The organism is Ectopseudomonas oleovorans (assembly GCF_029845265.1).
In the GTDB taxonomy this organism is placed as follows: Bacteria; Pseudomonadota; Gammaproteobacteria; order Pseudomonadales; family Pseudomonadaceae; genus Aquipseudomonas; species Aquipseudomonas oleovorans.
In genome coordinates, this window is sequence record NZ_JAOCLK010000023.1 from 1 (window position 1) to 18,844 (window position 18,844).

18 protein-coding genes and 1 pseudogene are annotated in these 18,844 nt (G+C 64.0%); 17 read left to right on the forward strand and 2 right to left on the reverse strand.

The features are described from left to right. The 3 genes and pseudogenes from N5J71_RS13055 to N5J71_RS13065 form a co-directional block, all read left to right on the forward strand. Positions 1–437: antirestriction protein ArdA (locus N5J71_RS13055; RefSeq protein WP_279916992.1), on the forward strand; the 437-nt coding region annotated here is incomplete at its 5' end. A 1,003-nt stretch (positions 438–1,440) separates the two neighbouring features. Further along, positions 1,441–2,079 carry a ParA family partition ATPase gene (gene parA, locus N5J71_RS13060; RefSeq protein WP_279916993.1) on the forward strand — a complete coding sequence of 213 codons (639 nt, stop codon included), beginning with the start codon at positions 1,441–1,443 and terminating at the stop codon, positions 2,077–2,079. Continuing rightward, positions 2,076–2,296, forward strand: a pseudogene (locus N5J71_RS13065) (hypothetical protein); the annotation flags it as partial. The gene parA and the pseudogene N5J71_RS13065, both read left to right, overlap by 4 nt. Positions 2,297–3,308: 1,012 nt before the next feature. Here N5J71_RS13065 and N5J71_RS13070 read toward each other — a convergent pair. Beyond that, positions 3,309–4,889, reverse strand: coding sequence for a BCCT family transporter (locus tag N5J71_RS13070; protein ID WP_003118368.1), 1,581 nt, complete (start codon positions 4,887–4,889; stop codon positions 3,309–3,311). A 365-nt stretch (positions 4,890–5,254) separates the two neighbouring features. Between N5J71_RS13070 and N5J71_RS13075 the strand changes: the two genes are divergently transcribed. From N5J71_RS13075 to N5J71_RS13110, 8 genes are all read left to right on the forward strand, one after another. Then, complete coding sequence (locus N5J71_RS13075; RefSeq protein ID WP_003118366.1) at positions 5,255–5,845, forward strand: amino acid synthesis family protein; 591 nt, start codon at positions 5,255–5,257, stop codon at positions 5,843–5,845. Between the two features lie 28 nt (positions 5,846–5,873). Beyond that, entirely contained in the window at positions 5,874–6,707 is an 834-nt protein-coding gene (locus N5J71_RS13080) for an alpha/beta fold hydrolase (protein ID WP_003118365.1), read from the forward strand. Beyond that, positions 6,704–8,185 carry an aldehyde dehydrogenase gene (locus tag N5J71_RS13085; protein ID WP_003118364.1) on the forward strand — a complete coding sequence of 494 codons (1,482 nt, stop codon included), beginning with the start codon at positions 6,704–6,706 and terminating at the stop codon, positions 8,183–8,185. The genes N5J71_RS13080 and N5J71_RS13085 overlap by 4 nt, the downstream gene beginning before the upstream one ends. A gap of 12 nt (positions 8,186–8,197) precedes the next feature. Then, a complete protein-coding gene (locus tag N5J71_RS13090; protein WP_003118363.1) occupies positions 8,198–8,683 on the forward strand; it encodes a flavin reductase family protein in 486 nt (161 codons plus the stop codon). Between the two features lie 227 nt (positions 8,684–8,910). Continuing rightward, positions 8,911–10,350 carry an NAD-dependent succinate-semialdehyde dehydrogenase gene (locus tag N5J71_RS13095; RefSeq protein WP_012019482.1) on the forward strand — a complete coding sequence of 480 codons (1,440 nt, stop codon included), beginning with the start codon at positions 8,911–8,913 and terminating at the stop codon, positions 10,348–10,350. An 18-nt stretch (positions 10,351–10,368) separates the two neighbouring features. After that, positions 10,369–10,752, forward strand: coding sequence for a carboxymuconolactone decarboxylase family protein (locus tag N5J71_RS13100; RefSeq protein WP_003118360.1), 384 nt, complete (start codon positions 10,369–10,371; stop codon positions 10,750–10,752). Between the two features lie 80 nt (positions 10,753–10,832). Then, positions 10,833–11,585, forward strand: coding sequence for a GntR family transcriptional regulator (locus N5J71_RS13105; RefSeq protein ID WP_003118359.1), 753 nt, complete (start codon positions 10,833–10,835; stop codon positions 11,583–11,585). A 4-nt stretch (positions 11,586–11,589) separates the two neighbouring features. Beyond that, complete coding sequence (locus tag N5J71_RS13110) at positions 11,590–12,153, forward strand: NUDIX hydrolase (protein WP_003118358.1); 564 nt, start codon at positions 11,590–11,592, stop codon at positions 12,151–12,153. Between the two features lie 135 nt (positions 12,154–12,288). Here N5J71_RS13110 and N5J71_RS13115 read toward each other — a convergent pair whose 3' ends face one another. After that, positions 12,289–12,576, reverse strand: coding sequence for a DUF1330 domain-containing protein (locus N5J71_RS13115; RefSeq protein ID WP_003118357.1), 288 nt, complete (start codon positions 12,574–12,576; stop codon positions 12,289–12,291). Positions 12,577–12,656: 80 nt separating this feature from the next. Between N5J71_RS13115 and ribBA the strand changes: the two genes are divergently transcribed. The 6 genes from ribBA (at position 12,657) to N5J71_RS13145 (ending at position 18,813) form a co-directional block, all read left to right on the forward strand. Next, complete coding sequence (gene ribBA / locus N5J71_RS13120; RefSeq protein ID WP_003118356.1) at positions 12,657–13,766, forward strand: bifunctional 3,4-dihydroxy-2-butanone-4-phosphate synthase/GTP cyclohydrolase II; 1,110 nt, start codon at positions 12,657–12,659, stop codon at positions 13,764–13,766. Between the two features lie 367 nt (positions 13,767–14,133). Beyond that, positions 14,134–15,159: an ABC transporter substrate-binding protein gene (locus N5J71_RS13125; protein WP_003118355.1), complete on the forward strand. Its 1,026-nt coding sequence runs from the start codon at positions 14,134–14,136 to the stop codon at positions 15,157–15,159. Further along, entirely contained in the window at positions 15,156–16,052 is an 897-nt protein-coding gene (locus N5J71_RS13130) for an ABC transporter permease (RefSeq protein WP_003118354.1), read from the forward strand. Before N5J71_RS13125 ends, N5J71_RS13130 begins: the two co-directional genes overlap by 4 nt. A gap of 3 nt (positions 16,053–16,055) precedes the next feature. Then, positions 16,056–16,865 (forward strand): ABC transporter permease, encoded by an 810-nt coding sequence (locus N5J71_RS13135; RefSeq protein WP_012019485.1) that lies wholly within the window; start codon positions 16,056–16,058, stop codon positions 16,863–16,865. A gap of 17 nt (positions 16,866–16,882) precedes the next feature. Continuing rightward, a complete protein-coding gene (locus N5J71_RS13140) occupies positions 16,883–18,037 on the forward strand; it encodes an ABC transporter ATP-binding protein (protein WP_003118352.1) in 1,155 nt (384 codons plus the stop codon). 290 nt (positions 18,038–18,327) lie between these two features. Continuing rightward, on the forward strand, positions 18,328–18,813 hold the full coding sequence (locus N5J71_RS13145; protein ID WP_003118351.1) for a flavin reductase family protein: 486 nt from the start codon (positions 18,328–18,330) through the stop codon (positions 18,811–18,813). The last annotated feature ends 31 nt before the right edge of the window (positions 18,814–18,844 follow it).

Consider the following 18,844-nt stretch of genomic DNA (forward strand, 5'->3'; position numbering starts at 1 on the left):
ATGCCACCCTGGAGCTGGACGAGATCCAGGCGCAGGTCAGCGCCATGCTGGCGGCCTCACCGGTCGAGGGTTCGGAGGAATACGCCATTCACGACTTCGAGGGGTTCGACGGCTACCGCCTCGGCGAGTACGAGGGCCTTGAGAGCGCCCATGAGATTGCGTGCTTTATCAAGGAATACCCCGAGTTCGGCGGCGCCCTGCTCGCTCACTTCAACGACCTGGAGCAGGCGCGCAAGGCGGCTGAGGAAGATTACTGCGGTTGCTACAGCTCGCTGGCCGACTACGCCCAGGAACTGACCGAGGAAACCACAAGCATTCCGCAGCACCTGGCCATGTACATCGACTACCGCGCCATGGCCCGTGACATGGAGTACAGCGGCGACCTGTTCACCCTGGAGACCGGCTTCGAGCAGGTGCACGTGTTCTGGAATCGCTAACCCAGCAGAAGGCACCGGGGTGACCCGGTGCCTTGTTTTTTTGCGCCCCTGTCCTACCGGCCACCCGCGCGCCCCACCCGGAAGGTTGATGCACCGGCGCGCGCACCCGGCGATCAGGCTGGAGCAACCGCGTTGTCTCTCCTGCTGATTGAGACCGTTACGGTCTTACGGTCTTACGGTTTTGCCCAAATCTGTCGATCCGTATCCACGGTTTTACGGATTGGTGGGGAAGCGGATTTACGCTTTTACGGATTTACGGAAATCCACCGAAGCGGTTGTCCGGTTTTGCAGAAAGCCGTAGAACCGCACATTCGGAGACTGCTGCCACACACGCCATATGCCGCCCGTTGGGCGAGACTGCGGGACGCGAGCTCGCACACGAACAGGCCAGGCTCGACCAGTTGCCCGCCTGTTCACCCTTGAGCCACGCTCAACGACAGCGGCCAGAAACGCCTCCAGAGCCCCTTAGAACGCTCCAGCAGCTTTACCCCACCTGCGCCCTTTCCCAAGTCACCTGAAGCGCCTCAACGCGCTCCTGGACCGTTTCCGGCAAACGCGCACAGGCCCGGAGGGCGACCATCGGCGCTAACTCCAGCACGAGGACGATGCGCGGCAGATCGTGACGCCTCTCCTGAGCGCAGTTATCTCGAGCCTGCCCGCACCCAGATCCGGGATCGGCGCCAACCCCAACCTAGGAAACCGCTGAAACATCGCAGCGCTTGTCCCCCCAGGCGAGCGGATCTCCGGCGCGTGCCGTCAACGGCACGGGGATAACTTCGGGAAAAGCTGTGAATGCAGTCGTGCTATCAGGCGCACGCCGGCACGTGCTATCAGGCGCATCACTCTCGTGCCATCAGGCGCACGAACTTCTCTACAGACCACGGCTGGCGCGGCTTCCAGCCTCCCTTAACTTAACTAACTTAAAAGCTCTAACTTGTTATTGGGGCAGCGCCCGTTTGTGGACAGCTGCTGATTTGGGTGGTTTGGCCGGGGAGATCCGGCCATGATCGTCGCCCTGCTCAACCAGAAAGGCGGGGTGGGCAAGACCACCCTGGCCACCCATATCGCTGGCGAACTGGCCCTGCGCGGGCAGAACGTCATCCTGCTCGATGCCGACCCGCAGGGCTCGGCACTGGACTGGACGCAGCGACGCAGCCAGCAGGGCTTGCCCAGGCTGTTCAGTGCCGTCGGACTGGCGCGCGAGACGCTGCACCAGGAGGCCCCAGAGTTCGCTCGTCGCGCCGATCACGTGATCATCGACGGGCCACCGCGCATCGCCGCCCTCGCCCGCTCGGCGTTGCTGGCGGCAGATCGCGTGTTGATCCCGGTGCAGCCCAGCCCCTACGACCTGTGGGCCAGCGCGGAGATGGTCAACCTGATCCGCGAGGCGCAGGTCTTCAGGCCCACGCTGCGCGCGGCGTTTGCCATCAACCGCCGCGTCAGCACCACAGTGATCGGCCGCGAGGCACGCGGCGCATTGGCCGACCAACCGCTGCCGGCGCTACAAGCCGAAATACGCCAGCGCATCGTCTTCGCCGAGAGCGTGGCGGCTGGCCGCCTGGCGCGAGAACTGGCACCGGACAGCGCCGCGGCGCGCGAGGTCAGCAGCCTGGTGGACGAGTTGCTGAGGTGGTCGCCATGAGCGGCAAGCGCATCGATGTCGGTGCACTCCCGCTGACCGATCCGCAGGCCAAGGCCTGGATACGCCAGGGCGCTGTCATCGACAACGGAAATGTCGAGCGCTACAGCACTCGGCTGACGCTAGACGTGACGCCGGTGCTACGCACGCACCTCAAGCTGGCGACCTTCGCCCCGGCGTGACCATGGCGGAAATGCTGCGCGAGTTGCTGAAGCAGCAGGCCTTGTCATTAGGCATAGGTACTCACCAGACATGGCGACCGCTGACACTACTCGCAGACAGCATAATCGCCCTGGGTTGGGCAACGCTCGCTACGTCGCCACCACGACTGATCTACAACACATCCGACAACGTGCCTGCCGACTGGTATCGCACTTGACCGGTCAATTCACTGGCGCCTGGCGATCTGATGCTGGTTCACCGACCACCGGAGGCAATGCAATGGCTGCGCAGTACGGCTACCTGCTGGCGAACGCACCGCTGTTGAAGACCGTGGCGGCGACGGGACCGCAGCACGTGTGCATGCAAGGTCGTCAGAGGTGATACGCATCAATGGCGTCCTTGTTGCCAGGCTCTTGCGCAGAGATCGACAGGGTCGCGCGTTGCCAGCCTGGCACAGCTGCCGGCGCCTAGTTGGAGAGGAACGGCTCCTGCTCAGCAGCACAAACCCGAAGTGATTCAACAGTCGCTACGTCGGTCAGGTGTCTGTCGGCGCGGTGAGCGCTCGGGCGCAGCTCTTGTGATCAGACTCATGTCGATGAGCTGTCGGTTATCGCGTCGATCTAGATGTCGATAGCGTGTGCTCAGCCTGCGCATTCAAGCACTGCGGACCTGCGGTTACCTCTGCCCTCGGCTACCGCACAGCGGCGGCGAGATCCTTAACATCACCATGCCTGTTTACCCTGCTCAGGCGCACAAAAGCAGGGAATAAGCGGAGGGCAAGATAAAAGGGGGCGGCACTTCGTTGGCCCGGAAAGCAGTCTGCACGAGGGTTGGAGACGGCACCCAATGCATGCATCGGCGTGCTGTGCATAACGCAAACACCCAGCAGCGCTGGCCTCGGCGCGTGCCTAGCACTCCTCATTGCGATCAGCTTGGAACAGACATCGATATAGCGGGGGAGACCCTATCTAAATCAGGGCGCTCAGGTAACGAGTGAGTCATTCCTGCGAGTCAATAGACAAAGCACAAGGCACCGGGGTTAACCCAGTGCCTCGGCTCTGTGAGTAGCATCAAGAGACGCGAGCGCCCACCCTCGGTTCGGCAGTGCGCTGCAGTGCACTTTCCTCCTGATGCAGCGCCTTGACCAGGCAGTAGCAGATCAGCAGCAGCACCAGGGAGAACGGCAGAGCCGCCGCGATGGTCGCCGCCTGCAGGCCCTGCAGGCCGCCGGCCAACAACAGCACGCCGGCCAGGGCGCCGAGGCCCAGGCCCCAGATGATGCGGTAGCGCTGCGGCGGGTTGTGGTCGCCCTGGGAAAGGATGGTGCAGATCACCAGCGTCGCCGAGTCTGCCGAGGTGACGAACCAGCTGACGATCATCAGCGTCGCCAGGCCGGCCATGGGCAGGATGGCCCACTCCACGCCCAGACCTTCGATGGTCTTGTAAAGCACCATGGTCAGGTCGCTGTTGGCCACGCTCGCCAGGTCGACACCATTGAGCTGCAGGTAGACGCCGGTGCCGCCCATGATCACGATCCACAGGAAGGCGCCGAGGGTGGAAGCCAGCATCCCGCCCACCACCACCTGGCGCACGGTGCGACCACGGGAGATACGGGCGATGAACATGCCGACGAACGGGCCCCAGGACAGCCACCAGCCCCAGTAGAAGATCGTCCACCAGCCCTGCCACTGGCGCTCCGGATCGGAGTCGGTCCACAGCCCCATGGGAATGAAGTGAGCCAGGTAGTCGCCGATGCTGGTGGCATACAAGCCCAGCAGGAACACGGTCGGCCCGGCCAGCAGCAGGAACAGGAACAGAATGCTGCTCAGGCGGATATTCCACTCGCTGAGCCAGAGGATGCCGCGGCGCACGCCAGAGACAGCGGAGAAGGTCGCCACCACCGAGGTGCCGGCAATCAGCAGCAATTGGTTGGTAGTGGAGATTTCCCAGCCGAACATGTAGCTCAGCCCGGCGTTCATCTGCGAAACGCCCAGGCCCAGGGTGGTGGCGGTGCCGAACAGGGTGCTGAAGATCGCCAGCAAGTCCACCGCATGGCCGATCGGACCGTGGATCCGCTCGCCCAGCAGCGGATACAGCGCCGAGCGGATGGTCAGCGGCAGGCCGCGGCGATAGGTGAAATAGGCCAGCACCAGGCCGACCACGATATAGATGCACCAGCCGTGCAGGCCCCAGTGGAACATGGTGATGCGCAGGGCGATCTGCGCGGCCTCAGCGCTGCCAGCCGCGACCCCGGCCATGTCCATGTAGGGGTTGCCCTGCATGTGCATCAGCGGCTCGGCGATACTCCAGAACAGTAGGCCGGTGCCAACTGCGGCGCTGAACAGCATGGCGAACCAGGAGAAGTTGCTGAACTCGGGGCGCTCATCGTCCTTGCCCAGGCGCAAAGTGCCAAATCGGCTGAAACCGACCCAGACGGTAAAGAACAGCACCGAACTAACGACGGCTACGTAGTACCAGCCCAGTGAGCCCTCGATCCAGGACTTGGTAGCGGTATAGATACCGTTGGCCAGCTCGGCGTTGGTCACAGTGAACAGCACGAAGGCGAGGACCATGGTGATCGAGGCGATCGCCATGGTCGGATTGACACCTGCGAACACGCGTTCGAGGTGGTTCTTGGGACGTTCGCTCACAGGCGTCTCCTTGTTTTTGTTGTGAACCAATGGGGCGTCGCAAGTGCCGGCTCGGCTGACCGATGGATAACCCTGCCTGGAACCACTCACTTTCTAATGCGTGTGACTGATTGCAGGCAAGGATTGCGCTACCCGGATACATGCCAAACCTTGCTATGTATTACGGTATACCATCAACCAATCGGCATTTTCAACGCCTTATTGGAAAGTCCCCGATTAATGGTCTTTGTGCCAGAAGCCTTGTCCGACGGGCGCTGTAGGAACACGACAAAGCTTGACTTGCGCATCTCGTATTATGGTATACCATGATACGAACTTATCGATGCCAGACAGCATCCGAACCCACAGCACACAGGAGCACATCCATGAGTTTCGAGATCCGCAAGATCGTCAGCTATATCGAGGAAACCCTGATTGAAGGCGGCAAGGCCACCGACAAGCCGGTGACCATGGTCGGCCTCGCCGTAGTGATCAAGAACCCCTGGCTCGGCCGCGGTTTCGTCGAAGACCTCAAGCCCGAAATCAAGGCCAACTGCTCCGAGCTGGGCGCCATGATGGTCGAGCGCCTGACAGCAGCCATCGGCGGCGCGGCTAATATCGAAGCCTACGGCAAGGCCGCTGTGGTCGGCGCCGATGGCGAGATCGAGCATGCGTCAGCGGTGATCCACACCCTGCGCTTTGGCAACCATTACCGCCAGGCGGTCGATGCCAAGAGCTACCTGAGCTTCACCAACAAGCGCGGCGGCCCGGGCACCTCGATCCAGATTCCGATGATGCACAAAGACGACGAGGGCCTGCGCTCGCACTACATCACCCTGGAAATGCAGATAGAGGATGCGCCGCGCGCCGACGAAATCGTGGTCGTGCTCGGAGCTGCCAACGGTGGCCGCCTGCACCCGCGCATCGGCAACCGCTACATCGACCTGGAAGAACTGGCCGCAGAACAGGCGCAGTGATCCCTCAAGGCCCGTGCAGGAGCTCTCCATGATTCGGCTCACCGCTAAATCCACCCCGGCCGGCACCAGCTACCTGGCCACCGGCCAAGGACATCCTGTGGTGCTGATCCACGGGGTCGGCCTGAACAAGGAAATGTGGGGTGGTCAGATCGTCGGTCTGGCACCTCATTTCCAGGTCATCGCCTACGACATGCTCGGCCACGGCGCCAGCCCGCGCCCGCAGCCGGGCACGGGCCTGCCCGGCTATGCCGAGCAGTTGCGCGAGCTGCTCGAACACCTGCAGATCGACCATGCCACCGTCATCGGCTTCTCCATGGGCGGCTTGGTAGCGCGAGCTTTCGCTCTGCACCACCCGCAGCAAATCGATGGCCTGGTAGTACTCAACAGTGTGTTCAACCGCAGCAGCGACCAGCGCGCCGGGGTAATCGAACGCACTCGCCAGGCGGCCGAACACGGCCCGGATGCCAACGCAGAGCAAGCCCTGTCGCGCTGGTTCAGTCGCGAATACCAGGCGGCTAACCCGGCGCAGATCGCAGCTATCCGACAGACGCTAGCAGGCAACGACCCGCAGGGCTATCTGACCACCTACGAGCTGTTCGCGACCCAAGACATGTATCGCGCCGAAGATCTGGGCAGCATTTGCGTGCCGACCCTGATCGCCACTGGTGAACTGGACCCGGGCTCCACCCCGGACATGGCCAGGCAGCTGGCCGAGCGCATTCCCGGCGCCCAGGTCGCGGTTCTGCCCGAACAGCGCCACATGATGCCCGTGGAGTCGCCGCGCCTGGTCAATCAGGTTCTCCTTAACTTCCTCGAGCAGGCCCAGAACCTGCGCAACCAAGCAAAGGGGATAGTCGCATGACACTCGCCCGCTTCCAGATGTGCATCGACGGCCAATGGGTCGATGCGCTCTCCGGCAAGACCTTTCAGAGCCTCAACCCGGCTCTGGCCGAACCCTGGGCCGAACTGCCGGATGCCGACGAACAGGACGTCGAGCGCGCCGTGCAGGCCGCACAGCATGCCTTCGAAAGCACGGCCTGGCGCAGCCTGTCGGCCACCGCGCGCGGCAAGCTGCTGCGCCGCCTGGGTGATCTGATCGCCGAGAACAAGGAGCACCTGGCCCAGCTGGAAAGCCGCGATAACGGCAAGCTGATCCGCGAGACCCGCGGACAGGTCGGCTACCTACCAGAGTTCTTTCACTACACCGCGGGCCTGGCCGACAAGCTCGAAGGCGGCACCCTGCCCCTCGACAAGCCGGAAATGTTCGGCTACACGGTGCACGAGCCGATCGGCGTGGTGGCAGGCATCATCCCCTGGAACAGCCCGCTGTACCTGACCGCGATCAAGCTGGCACCAGCCCTGGCGGCCGGTAACACCATCGTCCTGAAGCCCTCCGAGCATGCCTCGGCGACCATCCTCGAGCTGGCGCGCCTGGCACTGGAGGCTGGCTTCCCGGCAGGTGTGGTTAATGTGGTCACCGGCTTCGGCCCGAGCACCGGCGCGGCGCTGACCCGTCATCCGCTGGTACGCAAGATCGCCTTCACCGGCGGTGCCGCCACTGCCCGTCACGTGGTGCGCAGCAGCGCGGAGAACTTCGCCAAGCTGTCGCTGGAACTGGGCGGCAAATCGCCCAACATCATCTTCGCCGACGCCGATCTGGACAGCGCCATCAACGGCGCCGTGGCCGGCATCTATGCCGCCTCCGGACAGAGCTGCGTAGCGGGCTCACGCCTGCTGGTACAGGACGAGATTTACGACGAGTTCGTCGAGCGTCTGATCGAACGCGCCAAGCGCATCCGCATCGGCAACCCGCAGGACGACGCCAGCGAGATGGGCCCCATGGCCACCGCCCAGCAGCTCGCAGTGGTCGAAGGTCTGGTCGCCGAAGCCCAGGCTGAAGGCGCCCGCCTGCGCATGGGCGGCAAGCGTCCCGAAATCGACGCCAAGGGTTGGTACTACGAACCGACCCTGTTCGAGTGTGACCGTCACTCGATGAAGATCATGCAGGAAGAAGTGTTCGGCCCGGTGGCCTCGGTGATCCGCTTCAAGGACGAGGCTGAGGCGTTGGCCATGGCCAACGACTCGCAGTTCGGTCTCGCCGCCGGCATCTGGACTCGCGACCTCGGCCGCGCCCACCGCATGGCGCGCGATGTGCGCTCCGGGATCATATGGATCAACACCTACCGCGCGGTATCTGCCATGGCGCCGATCGGCGGCTTCCACAATAGCGGCTATGGCCGCGAGAGCGGCATCGATTCGGTGCTGGCCTACACCGAGCTCAAGACGGTGTGGATCAACCTCTCGCAGGCGCCCATGCCCGACCCTTTCGTGATGCGCTAGGAGATTCCTAAAATGATCGAACCCGGCATTTATAAAGAAGTGATGGGCTCCTTCCCGTCCGGCGTCACCGTGGTGACCACCCTGGACAGCGAAGGCGGCATCGTCGGCATCACCGCCAGCGCCTTCAGCGCCCTGTCGATCGACCCGGCGCTGGTGCTGTTCTGCCCTAACTACGCCTCTGACACCTACCCGATCCTGCGCGACAGCAAGCGCTTCGCCATCCACCTGCTATGCGCCGACCAGCAGGCCGAAGCCTACGCTTTCGCCGGCAAGGGCAAGGACAAGGCACAGGGTATCGAATGGACGCTGAGCGAACTTGGCAACCCGCTGCTGAGCAAGGCGACCGCTATCATCGAGTGCGAACTGTGGCGCGAGTACGACGGTGGCGATCACGCCATCATCGTCGGTGCGGTGCAGAACCTGATCCTGCCCGAGCAGGAGGTGACGCCCATGGTTTACCACCGCGGCAAGCTCGGCGCCCTGCCCTCCATCGCCTGATACCCGCTTACGACCGCGCCCACTCACCCTCGGTCGCGGTCTTGTTGGGCCATGTCGTATTTGGCTGTCGCTGCGCCGATCTAGCTGCTGTAGGAGCGGCTTCAGCCGCGATTTTCGCGGATAAATCCGCTCCTACAGGGCGTTCGACAGCTAACTCGTACAGAGCCCCGTTTATTCGTCGCAGCGAGCCGCCGCGCTCGCTGCCCGCACCTTTCAAGGGAGCCGCCATGAATGCTTTGCTGCGCCAACAGGCCTATATCGACGGGCACTGGCTCGATGCCCGGGACGGCGCGACCCAGGCCATCTTCAACCCAGCCAACGGCCAGCAGATCGGCAGCGTGCCGCACATGGGCGCGGCAGAGGCACGTCAGGCCATCACTGCGGCCAATGGCGCCTGGCCGGCCTGGCGGGCACTGACCGCCAAGGAACGCAGCAACCTGCTCAAGCGCTGGCATGCGCTGATTCTCGATCACACCGACGAACTGGCGCGCATTCTTACCCTCGAGCAAGGCAAGCCACTGGCCGAGGCCAAGGGCGAGATCCTTTACGCCGCCAGTTTCATCGAATGGTTCGCCGAGGAAGCCAAACGCGTCTACGGCGACACCATCCCGAGCCACAAGGGCGATGCACGCATCGTCGTCAGCAAGGAGCCGATCGGCGTGGTCGCTGCGATCACACCGTGGAACTTCCCGGCGGCGATGATCACTCGCAAGGTCGGCCCGGCCCTGGCCGCCGGCTGCACCTGCATCATCAAGCCAGCACCGGAAACCCCCTTCAGCGCGCTGGCCCTGATGGTCCTCGCCGAACAAGCCGGCATTCCCGCCGGCGTGCTCAATGTGGTCACTGGCGACGCCGTGGCCATCGGCGGCGAGCTGACCAGCAGCGCGCTGGTGCGCAAGCTCTCCTTCACCGGCTCGACGCCGATCGGCAAGCTGCTGATGGCGCAGTCTGCCAATACCCTGAAGAAGGTTTCGCTGGAGCTGGGCGGTAACGCGCCGTTCATCGTCTTCGACGACGCCGATCTGGAAAAGGCCGTGGAAGGCGCGCTGATCGCCAAGTACCGCAACGCCGGACAGACCTGCGTGTGCGTCAACCGCTTCCTGGTGCAGGACGGCATTCACGACGCCTTCGTCGCGCGGCTGGCCGAACGGGTCGCCGAACTGGCGGTGGGCGATGGCTTCGCCGAGGGCGTCAAGCTCGGCCCGCTGATCAACCAGCGCGCGGTGGAGAAAGTCGCCGACCATGTGCAGGACGCGCTGGCCAAAGGCGCACGCCTGATCGCCGGTGGTGAGCGCCATCCGCTGGGCCACGGTTTCTTCCTGCCGACGGTGCTGGCCGATGTAACGGCTGAGATGAAGGTGGCACGCGAGGAAACCTTCGGCCCCCTGGCCGCGGTGTTCCGCTTCACCGACGAAGCCGAGGCCGTGCACCTAGCCAATGACACCGAGTACGGCCTGGCCGCCTACTGCTATACCAAGGATCTGGGCCGCGCCTGGCGCATGAGCGAGTCGCTGGAATATGGCATGGTCGGCATCAACGAGGGGCTGATATCCACCGAGGTGGCCCCCTTCGGCGGCGTCAAGTCATCGGGCCTGGGCCGTGAAGGCTCTAAATACGGTATCGAAGACTATCTGGAGATCAAGTACACCCTCATGGGTGGCCTGTAACCACAGAAGGACAAGCACATGAGCAACGAGAAATACGACAAGGGCCTGGCCATTCGCACCCAGGTGCTGGGCGAGGCCTACGTCAACAAATCCATCGAGAACGCCGATGACTTCAACCGGCCGCTTCAGGAGCTGGTCACCGAGTATTGCTGGGGCCACGTGTGGGGGCGCGAGGGTTTATCGCTGAAAGAGCGCAGCATGATAAACTTGGCGATGATTTCGGCCCTCAATCGCCCTCATGAGCTAAAGCTGCACATTCGCGGCGCCCTGCGCAATGGCCTGAGCCGTGAGCAGATCCGCGAGATCCTGTTGCAGGTCGGCATCTATTGCGGCGTACCTGCAGCAGTGGACAGCTTCCGCATCGCTCGCGAAGCTTTCGCTGAAGCTGAGGCGGAGCAGTAGGGCCGGTGAAACTGTTGAAGGAGCGCCCTCGGGTGCTCCTTCGTTGTTTTTCTACGGATAGCCTCAAAAGAGCGGAACCCATGAAACGCCTGCCACTCGACGATAGCTTCAAGGTTAATCGCAACCCCGTCACCCTGCGCGAAATCGTGCTCGACAAGTTGCGCGGCGCCATCATGAACTTTCAACTGCTGCCTGGCGATCGGCTGGTGGAACGCGACCTGTGCGACCGCCTGGGCGTCAGCCGCACCTCGGTGCGCGAAGCACTGCGTCACCTGGAGTCCGAAGGACTGGTGGAGTTCGCCGGCGCCAAAGGTCCGCGCGTGGCCATCATCACCCTGGAAGACGCACGCGACATCTACGAGCTGCGTTGCGTGCTCGAAGGGCTGATCGTCCAGCTGTTCACCCTCAATGCCAAGCCCAAGGACATCCGCGCCCTGGAAAAGGCGCTGGAGGAGAACCGCAAGGTGCTGGCAAGCGGCGAATTGCAGCAGGTGCTCGATTCCGTGCAGGGTTTCTACGACGTACTGCTCGAAGGCTCCGGTAACCAGATCGCGGCGACCCAGCTGCGCCAACTGCAGGCCCGCATCAGCTACCTGCGCGCCACCTCGGTGTCGCAGAGCAACCGCCGTGGCAGCAGCAACCAGGAAATGGAGCGCATCGTCGAGGCGATCAAGAGTGGCGACCCGCTGGCGGCGCACCAGGCCTCGGTGGACCACGTGCGCGCCGCAGCCAAGGTGGCGCTGGACTACCTCAAGTCCAAGCAGGACGAGCCGGGCGAGGTTCGCGACTTCGTCCCCCCCATCGCGCTCAACGAGCCGCGCATAGGACGTTGACGCCATGCCCAGCCCGCGCTTCTGTCCGCAATGCGGCGACGCCGGCCTCAGCCGCCGGCAGCCGGTCGGGGACACCCACGAACGGCTGATCTGCGCGGCCTGCGGCTACATCCACTACGAAAATCCCAAGGTCATCGCCGGCTGCATCATCGAGCAGGACGGCAAGTACCTGCTGTGCCAGCGCGCCATCCCGCCGCGGCCGGGCACCTGGACGCTGCCGGCCGGCTTCATGGAAAACGGCGAAACCACCGAACAGGCCGCCCTGCGCGAAGTCTGGGAGGAAAGCGGCATCCGCGCCGAGATCGTCTCGCCCTACTCCATCTTCAGCGTGCCGAAGATCAGCGAGGTGTACATCATCTTCCGCGCCACCGTCCTGCAGATCAGCGGCCAGCACGGCCCGGAAACCCTTGCCTACCGCTTCTTCGCACCCGAGGAAATCCCCTGGGAGAGCATCTACTACCCGGCCATCCGGCAGATTCTCGAGCGCTATATCGAAGAACGCCAGGCGGGCGTCTACGGCATCTACATGGGTAACGACGACTGCGGCAGAGTGCACTTTATCCGCTAAGGCGCCAAACCGCGTCGCGTATCTGCCTCGGTGCGCACGGCGCACCCTACGAGCCGGTTCACCTTGGTAGCCCGGATGCAATCCGGGGCACGCTTGTCCGGATTGCATCCGGGCTGCGGTTAGGCCGAGGCCGGCCTAGATGCCCTCGACTATGATTACTTCAGCCTGCGCAGCGCCCACGCGATGGGCGCAGGCCGCCTGGTATTGCGCAGAGCGGTAGCAGGCCAGCGCCTGTTCATAGGACTCGAACTCGATCACCACACTGCGCTGCGGCGTGGCTCTGCCCTCCAGCGCTTCGCTGCGACCGCCGCGGGCCAGCAGTCGACCACCGAAGTGGGCGAACACCGCAGGGGCACGGCTGGTGTATTCGGCGTATCGAGCAGGGTCGGTGACATCGACGTGGGCAATCCAGTAGGCCTTCATGGTGGTCGTCCAGGCTTCGGTTAATACGGTATTATGGTATACCATTAAAGCTCACCGACATCCACACCCGGGACCCCGACATGCCATTCAACCCCATCGAAGAAATCATCGAAGACTTCCGCCAAGGCAAGATGGTGCTGCTGGTCGACGACGAGGATCGCGAGAACGAAGGCGATCTGCTGCTGGCGGCCGAGAAATGCACGCCTGAAGCGATCAACTTCATGGCGCGCGAGGCGCGCGGCCTGATCTGCCTGACCCTGACCGACGAACACTGCCAGCGCCTGGGTCTGGAGCAGATGGTGCCGGCCAACGGCAGCGCCTTCGCCACCGCCTTCACCGTCTCCATCGAGGCGGCGCAGGGGGTGACCACCGGTATCTCCGCCGCCGACCGCTGCCTCACCGTGCTCACCGCCGTGGCGCCCGAAGCCTGCGCGGACGACCTGGTCCAGCCGGGCCATATCTTCCCCCTGCGCGCCCGTGAGGGCGGCGTGCTGACCCGCGCCGGCCACACCGAGGCCGGCTGCGACCTGGCGCGCCTGGCCGGGCTGAGCCCGGCGGCGGTGATAGTCGAGGTGATGAACGAAGACGGCAGCATGGCCCGCCGTCCCGATCTGGAAACCTTCGCCGAGAAGCACGGCATCAAGATCGGCACCATCGCCGACCTCATCCATTACCGCCTGAGCACCGAGCACACCGTCAGCCGCATCGGCGAACGCGAACTGCCCACGGTGCATGGCACCTTTCGCCTGGTGACCTACGAGGACCGCATCGAAGGCGGCGTGCATATGGCCATGGTGATGGGCGACATCCGCCGCGACGAGGCCACCCTGGTGCGCGTGCATGTGATCGACCCGCTGCGCGACCTGGTTGGTGCCGAGTACAACGGCCCGCAGAACTGGACGCTGTGGGCGGCCCTGCAGAAGGTGGCCGAGGCCGGCCACGGGGTTGTCGTGGTGCTGGCCAACAACGAATCGTCGCAGGCGCTGCTCGAGCGCGTACCGCAACTGACCCAAGCACGTCGGCAGTTCAGCCGTTCGCAGTCGCGCATCTACTCCGAAGTGGGCACCGGCGCGCAGATCCTCCAGGACCTGGGTGTGGGCAAGCTGCGCCACCTCGGCCCGCCGCTCAAATATGCCGGCCTGACGGGCTATGACCTGGAAGTTGTGGAAAGCATCCCCTTCCAGGGATGACCACGAGCTGACGGATGGCGCCGCTCCGGTGCCATCCTCCAGCAGCCTCGCCAGATCGTGCTCAGGCGCACTTGTTTTTCTATTTCAAACACTTACCGAAGCGCCTGGTGGCCACCTACGCAGCCGCCCGGCAGTCCCCTGCACTCACCGCGAAAAATGCCATCGATTAGGTCTTGCACAACTTTTGGAATACCATAATATGACATCCCGTAGGCCGTAATTATTACCACTGCCCCCAGTCATGGGAAAGCACCAACAACAGCATCGGTAAGGCCACTGTTAAAGCCCCTGGTGGGCCACTGCTCCCTGAAAAGCGGGCATCGCAAAAGCCCGCTTGCGTACAAACACAACAACGAGGGCAAGCAAGATGGTGTTCAAGAAAACAGCTACCGCGGTAATCGCCACCGCACTGATGGCCATAACCGCAGGCACGGCCACCGCAGCCGATAACCTCAGCTTCGTCAGCTGGGGCGGCACCACCCAGGAAGCGCAGAAACAGGCCTGGGCCGCGCCCTTCAGTGAAGCCACCGGCATTCGCGTGCTGCAGGATGGGCCCACCGACTACGGCAAGCTCAAGGCCATGGTCGAAAGCGGCAACGTGCAGTGGGATGTGGTCGACGTGGAAGCCGACTTCGCCCTGCGCGCTGCCCGCGAAGGCTTGCTGGAGCCGCTCGACTTCAACGTCATCGACCGCGAGCGCATCGATCCGCGCTTCGTTTCCGACCACGGCGTCGGCTCTTTCTTCTTCTCCTTCGTGCTCGGCTACAACGAGCGTCGTCTGGGCGGCAAGCAGCCGCAGGACTGGAGCGCTCTGTTCGACACCGCCACCTACCCGGGCAAGCGCGCCCTCTACAAATGGCCGAGCCCCGGCGTGCTGGAACTGGCCCTGCTGGCCGACGGCGTAACGCCCGAGCAGCTGTATCCGCTCGATCTGGATCGCGCCTTCAAGAAACTCGACAGCATCAAGAAGGACATCGTCTGGTGGGGCGGCGGCGCCCAGTCGCAACAGCTGCTGGCCTCCGGCGAGGCCAGCCTCGGCCAATTCTGGAACGGCCGCATTCATGCACTGGAACAGGAAGGCGCATCGGTAGGCGTAAGCTGGAAGCAGAACCTGGTGATGGCCGATTTTCTGGTCATCCCCAAGGGCGCCAAGAACAAGGATGCCGCGATGAAATTCCTCGCTGCCGCCAGCAGTGCCGAGGGCCAGGCCGAGTTCGCCAACCTGACCGCCTATGCACCGGTGAATCTGGATTCCGTCCCGCACCTGGAAGCCGACTTGGCGCCCAGCCTGCCCACGGCTCACGCCGCCGACCAGGTTACCCTGGACTTCGCCTACTGGGCCGAGCATGGCAACACCATTGCCGCCCGCTGGAATGAGTGGCTGCTGAAATGAAGATCGCCGCCGTGCAGTTGACCCAGTCACCCGCCGGCGGCACTCCCCGCTCGGCGCGCCTGGCTCGCTGGAAAGGTTCGCTCCCGCTGCTGCCCGCCCTGCTGTTTCTCAGCCTGTTCTTCCTCGCCCCGCTGATCGGCCTGCTGCTGCGCGGGGTGCTGGAACCGGAGCCGGGTCTGGGCAACTACGAAACCCTGTTCGCCAACTCGGCCTATGCCCGCGTGCTGTTCAATACCTTCGCCGTCGCCGGCCTGGTCACCCTGATCAGCCTGCTGCTGGGCTTCCCGCTGGCCTGGGCGATCACCCTGGCACCACGCGGCTGGGGTCGCTGGCTGCTGAGCATCGTGCTGCTGTCGATGTGGACCAGCCTGCTGGCACGCACCTACTCCTGGCTGGTGCTGCTGCAGGCCTCCGGGGTGATCAACAAGGCGCTGATGGCCATGGGCCTGATCGACCAGCCGCTGGAGATGGTGCACAACCTGACCGGCGTGGTGATCGGTATGAGCTACATCATGATCCCCTTCATCGTGCTGCCGCTGCAGGCCACCATGAGCGCCATCGACCCCATGGTGCTGCAGGCCGGCTCGATCTGTGGCGCCAGCCCCTGGCGCAACTTCTTCCGGGTGTTCCTGCCGCTGTGTCGGCCTGGGCTGTTCTCCGGCGGCCTGATGGTGTTCGTCATGTCGCTCGGTTACTACGTCACCCCGGCCCTGCTCGGTGGCGCGCAGAACATGATGCTGCCGGAGTTCATCGTCCAGCAGGTGCAGTCCTTCCTCAACTGGGGCCTGGCCAGTGCCGCCGCCGCGCTGCTGATCGCCATCACCCTGCTGCTGTTCTACGCCTATCTGAAGCTGCAACCGGAATCGCCGGTGGCTTCCAGTACAGCGAGGTAAGCCATGCTGCTTTCACCCAACGCCATGGGGCCGCGCCTGCGCGTCGGCCTCTACCTCACCACGGGGGCCATCGCCGCCTTCCTGCTGCTGCCGATCGTGTTCATCGTGCTGCTGTCGTTCGGCTCGTCGCAGTGGCTGGTGTTCCCGCCGCCGGGCTGGACGCTGAAATGGTACGAGCAGTTTTTCGCCAACGTGGAGTGGATGGAGTCGGCCTATACCAGCCTCAAGGTCGCGCTGCTGACCACCCTTTGCGCCGTGGCCCTCGGCCTGCCCAGCGCCTTCGCCCTGGTGCGCGGCAGGTTCCCCGGTCGGGAGTTGCTCTACGCCCTGTTCACCCTGCCGATGATCGTGCCGCTGGTGATCATCGCCGTTGCCATCTACGCCCTGTTCCTCAAGCTGGGCTACACCGGCACGCTGTTCGCCTTCGTGGTCAGCCACGTGATAGTGGCCCTGCCCTTCACCATCATTTCCATCATCAACTCGCTGAAACTGTTCGACCAGTCGATCGAGGACGCCGCCGTGATCTGCGGCGCCTCGCGCCTGCAGGCGGTGATCAAGGTGACCTTCCCGGCCATCCGCCCCGGCATGGTGGCCGGCGCGCTGTTCGCCTTCCTGGTGTCATGGGACGAGGTGGTGCTGAGCGTGATGATGGCCAGCCCGAGCCTGCAGACCCTGCCGGTGAAGATGTGGACCACCCTGCGCCAGGACCTGACGCCGGTAATCGCAGTAGCCTCGACCCTGCTGATCGCCCTGTCGATCCTGATCATGCTGATCGCCGCCGCCTTGCGTCGGCGCAACGAACCCAGCGCCTGAGCCATGAGGAAAGCCCCATGAGTGCCGTAATCCAAGACAGCCGCAGCCAGGCACCGCTACCGCTGGTCAGCCTGCGCAACCTGAACAAGCACTATGGCGACTTCGTCGCCGTGGACGATATTTCCCTCGACATCCAGGAGGGCGAGTTCCTCACCTTCCTCGGCTCCAGTGGCTCGGGCAAGAGCACTACCCTGTCGATGCTGGCCGGCTTCGAGACGCCCAGCAGCGGGGAGATCCTGGTCGACGGTAAATCCCTGGTGAAGGTACCGCCGCACAAGCGCGACATCGGCATGGTGTTCCAGCGCTACTCGCTGTTCCCGCACCTGAACGTGCGCGACAACATCGGCTTCCCCCTGGACATTCGCAAGCAGGCGCGCGGCGAGCGCGAGCGCCAGGTCGAGGCCATGCTCAAGCTGGTGCAACTGGAGCAGTTCGCCCACCGGCGCCCGGCCCAGCTCTCCGGCGGCCAGCAACAGCGCGTGGCGATCGCCCGCGCCCTGGTCTACGAGCCGCGCATCCTGCTGATGGACGAGCCGCTCGGCGCCCTCGACAAGAAACTGCGCGAGGACCTGCAGGACGAGTTGCGCCACCTGCACCGTCGCCTCGGCATCACCATCGTCTATGTGACCCATGACCAGGAAGAAGCCATGCGCCTGTCGCAGCGCATCGCCATCTTCAGCCACGGCCGGATCGTTGGCCTGGGCAGCGGCTACGACCTGTACCAGAACCCGCCGAACGCCTTCGTCGCCTCTTTCCTCGGCAACTCCAACTTTCTCAAGATCAAGGCCCAGGGCCACGCGGCGGCCAGTTTCGAGGGCCAGACCCTGATCGTTCGCCCCACCGTGGGCATCGCCGAGGGCCAGGAACTGCTGCTGATGGTGCGCCCGGAGAAAGCCCAGGTGCTGACCCCGCAGCAGGCCGGGAGCATGCCGCGGCCGGCCGGCTGGAACGAGATCCAGGCGCGGGTCGCGGAAACCGTGTTCCTCGGCGAAAGCCTGACCTGCAGCGTGACCACCCCCGGCGGCACCCAGCTGACCCTGAAGGAGCTGTCCGGCAGCACCCCGCCCCTGCAAACCGGCGCCCCGGTTCTGGTGCGCTGGGCCGCGGACGATGCCTGCGTCTACAACCAGTGGCAGGAAAGCGACCTGAGCAAGGCCGCCGGCGCGCACTGAGGCAAACTCCCCCTTTGCCCCCGCCCTGCTGCGCAGGGCGGGGGTTTTCTTTGCCTGTCGCCGTCGAATACGAGCGTAGGGTGCGCCGGGAGCACCAGCTGTTCGCCACTTCGCTGGGTGCGTGCAACCCGGGCGGCCCCGCGTCACCCCACGAGGCCAGGCCGCCAGACGCCGTGCATTGGGCGAGCCGCGAGCACCCGCAAATAGCGCTTGCACGAACAATATTATGGTATACCATCAGACACTAAAGCGCTGCTGGTCGCAGCCGATACGCCAAGCAGGTACTCGAAATGATCGATGCAAATACCTACAAACTCGTCATGGGCTCCTTTCCGTCCGGCGTCACCGTGATCACCACGCTGGACGACGATGGCCAGATCGTCGGCCTGACGGCCAGCGCCTTCAGCTCCCTGTCCATCGACCCGGCCCTGGTGCTGTTCTGCCCGAACTACAGCTCCGACTCCTACCCGGTGCTGATCAAGAACAAGCGCTTCGCCATCCACCTGCTGTCGGCAGCGCAGCAGGGCGAAGCCTATGCCTTCGCCAAGAAGGGCAAGGACAAGGCCCACGGTATCGAATGGACGCTGAGCGAGCTGGGCAACCCACTGCTAGGCAACGCCACCGCCATCATCGAGTGCGAGTTGTGGCGCGAATACGAAGGTGGCGATCACGCGATCCTGGTGGGTGCGGTGCAGAACCTGATCGTGCCGCAGCAGCGCGTCGAACCGATGATCTACTGCCGCGGCAAGATGGGCGCCCTGCCGGCCTTCGCCTGATCTCTATTTGTTGTGTGCTTGTCTTGCCCCC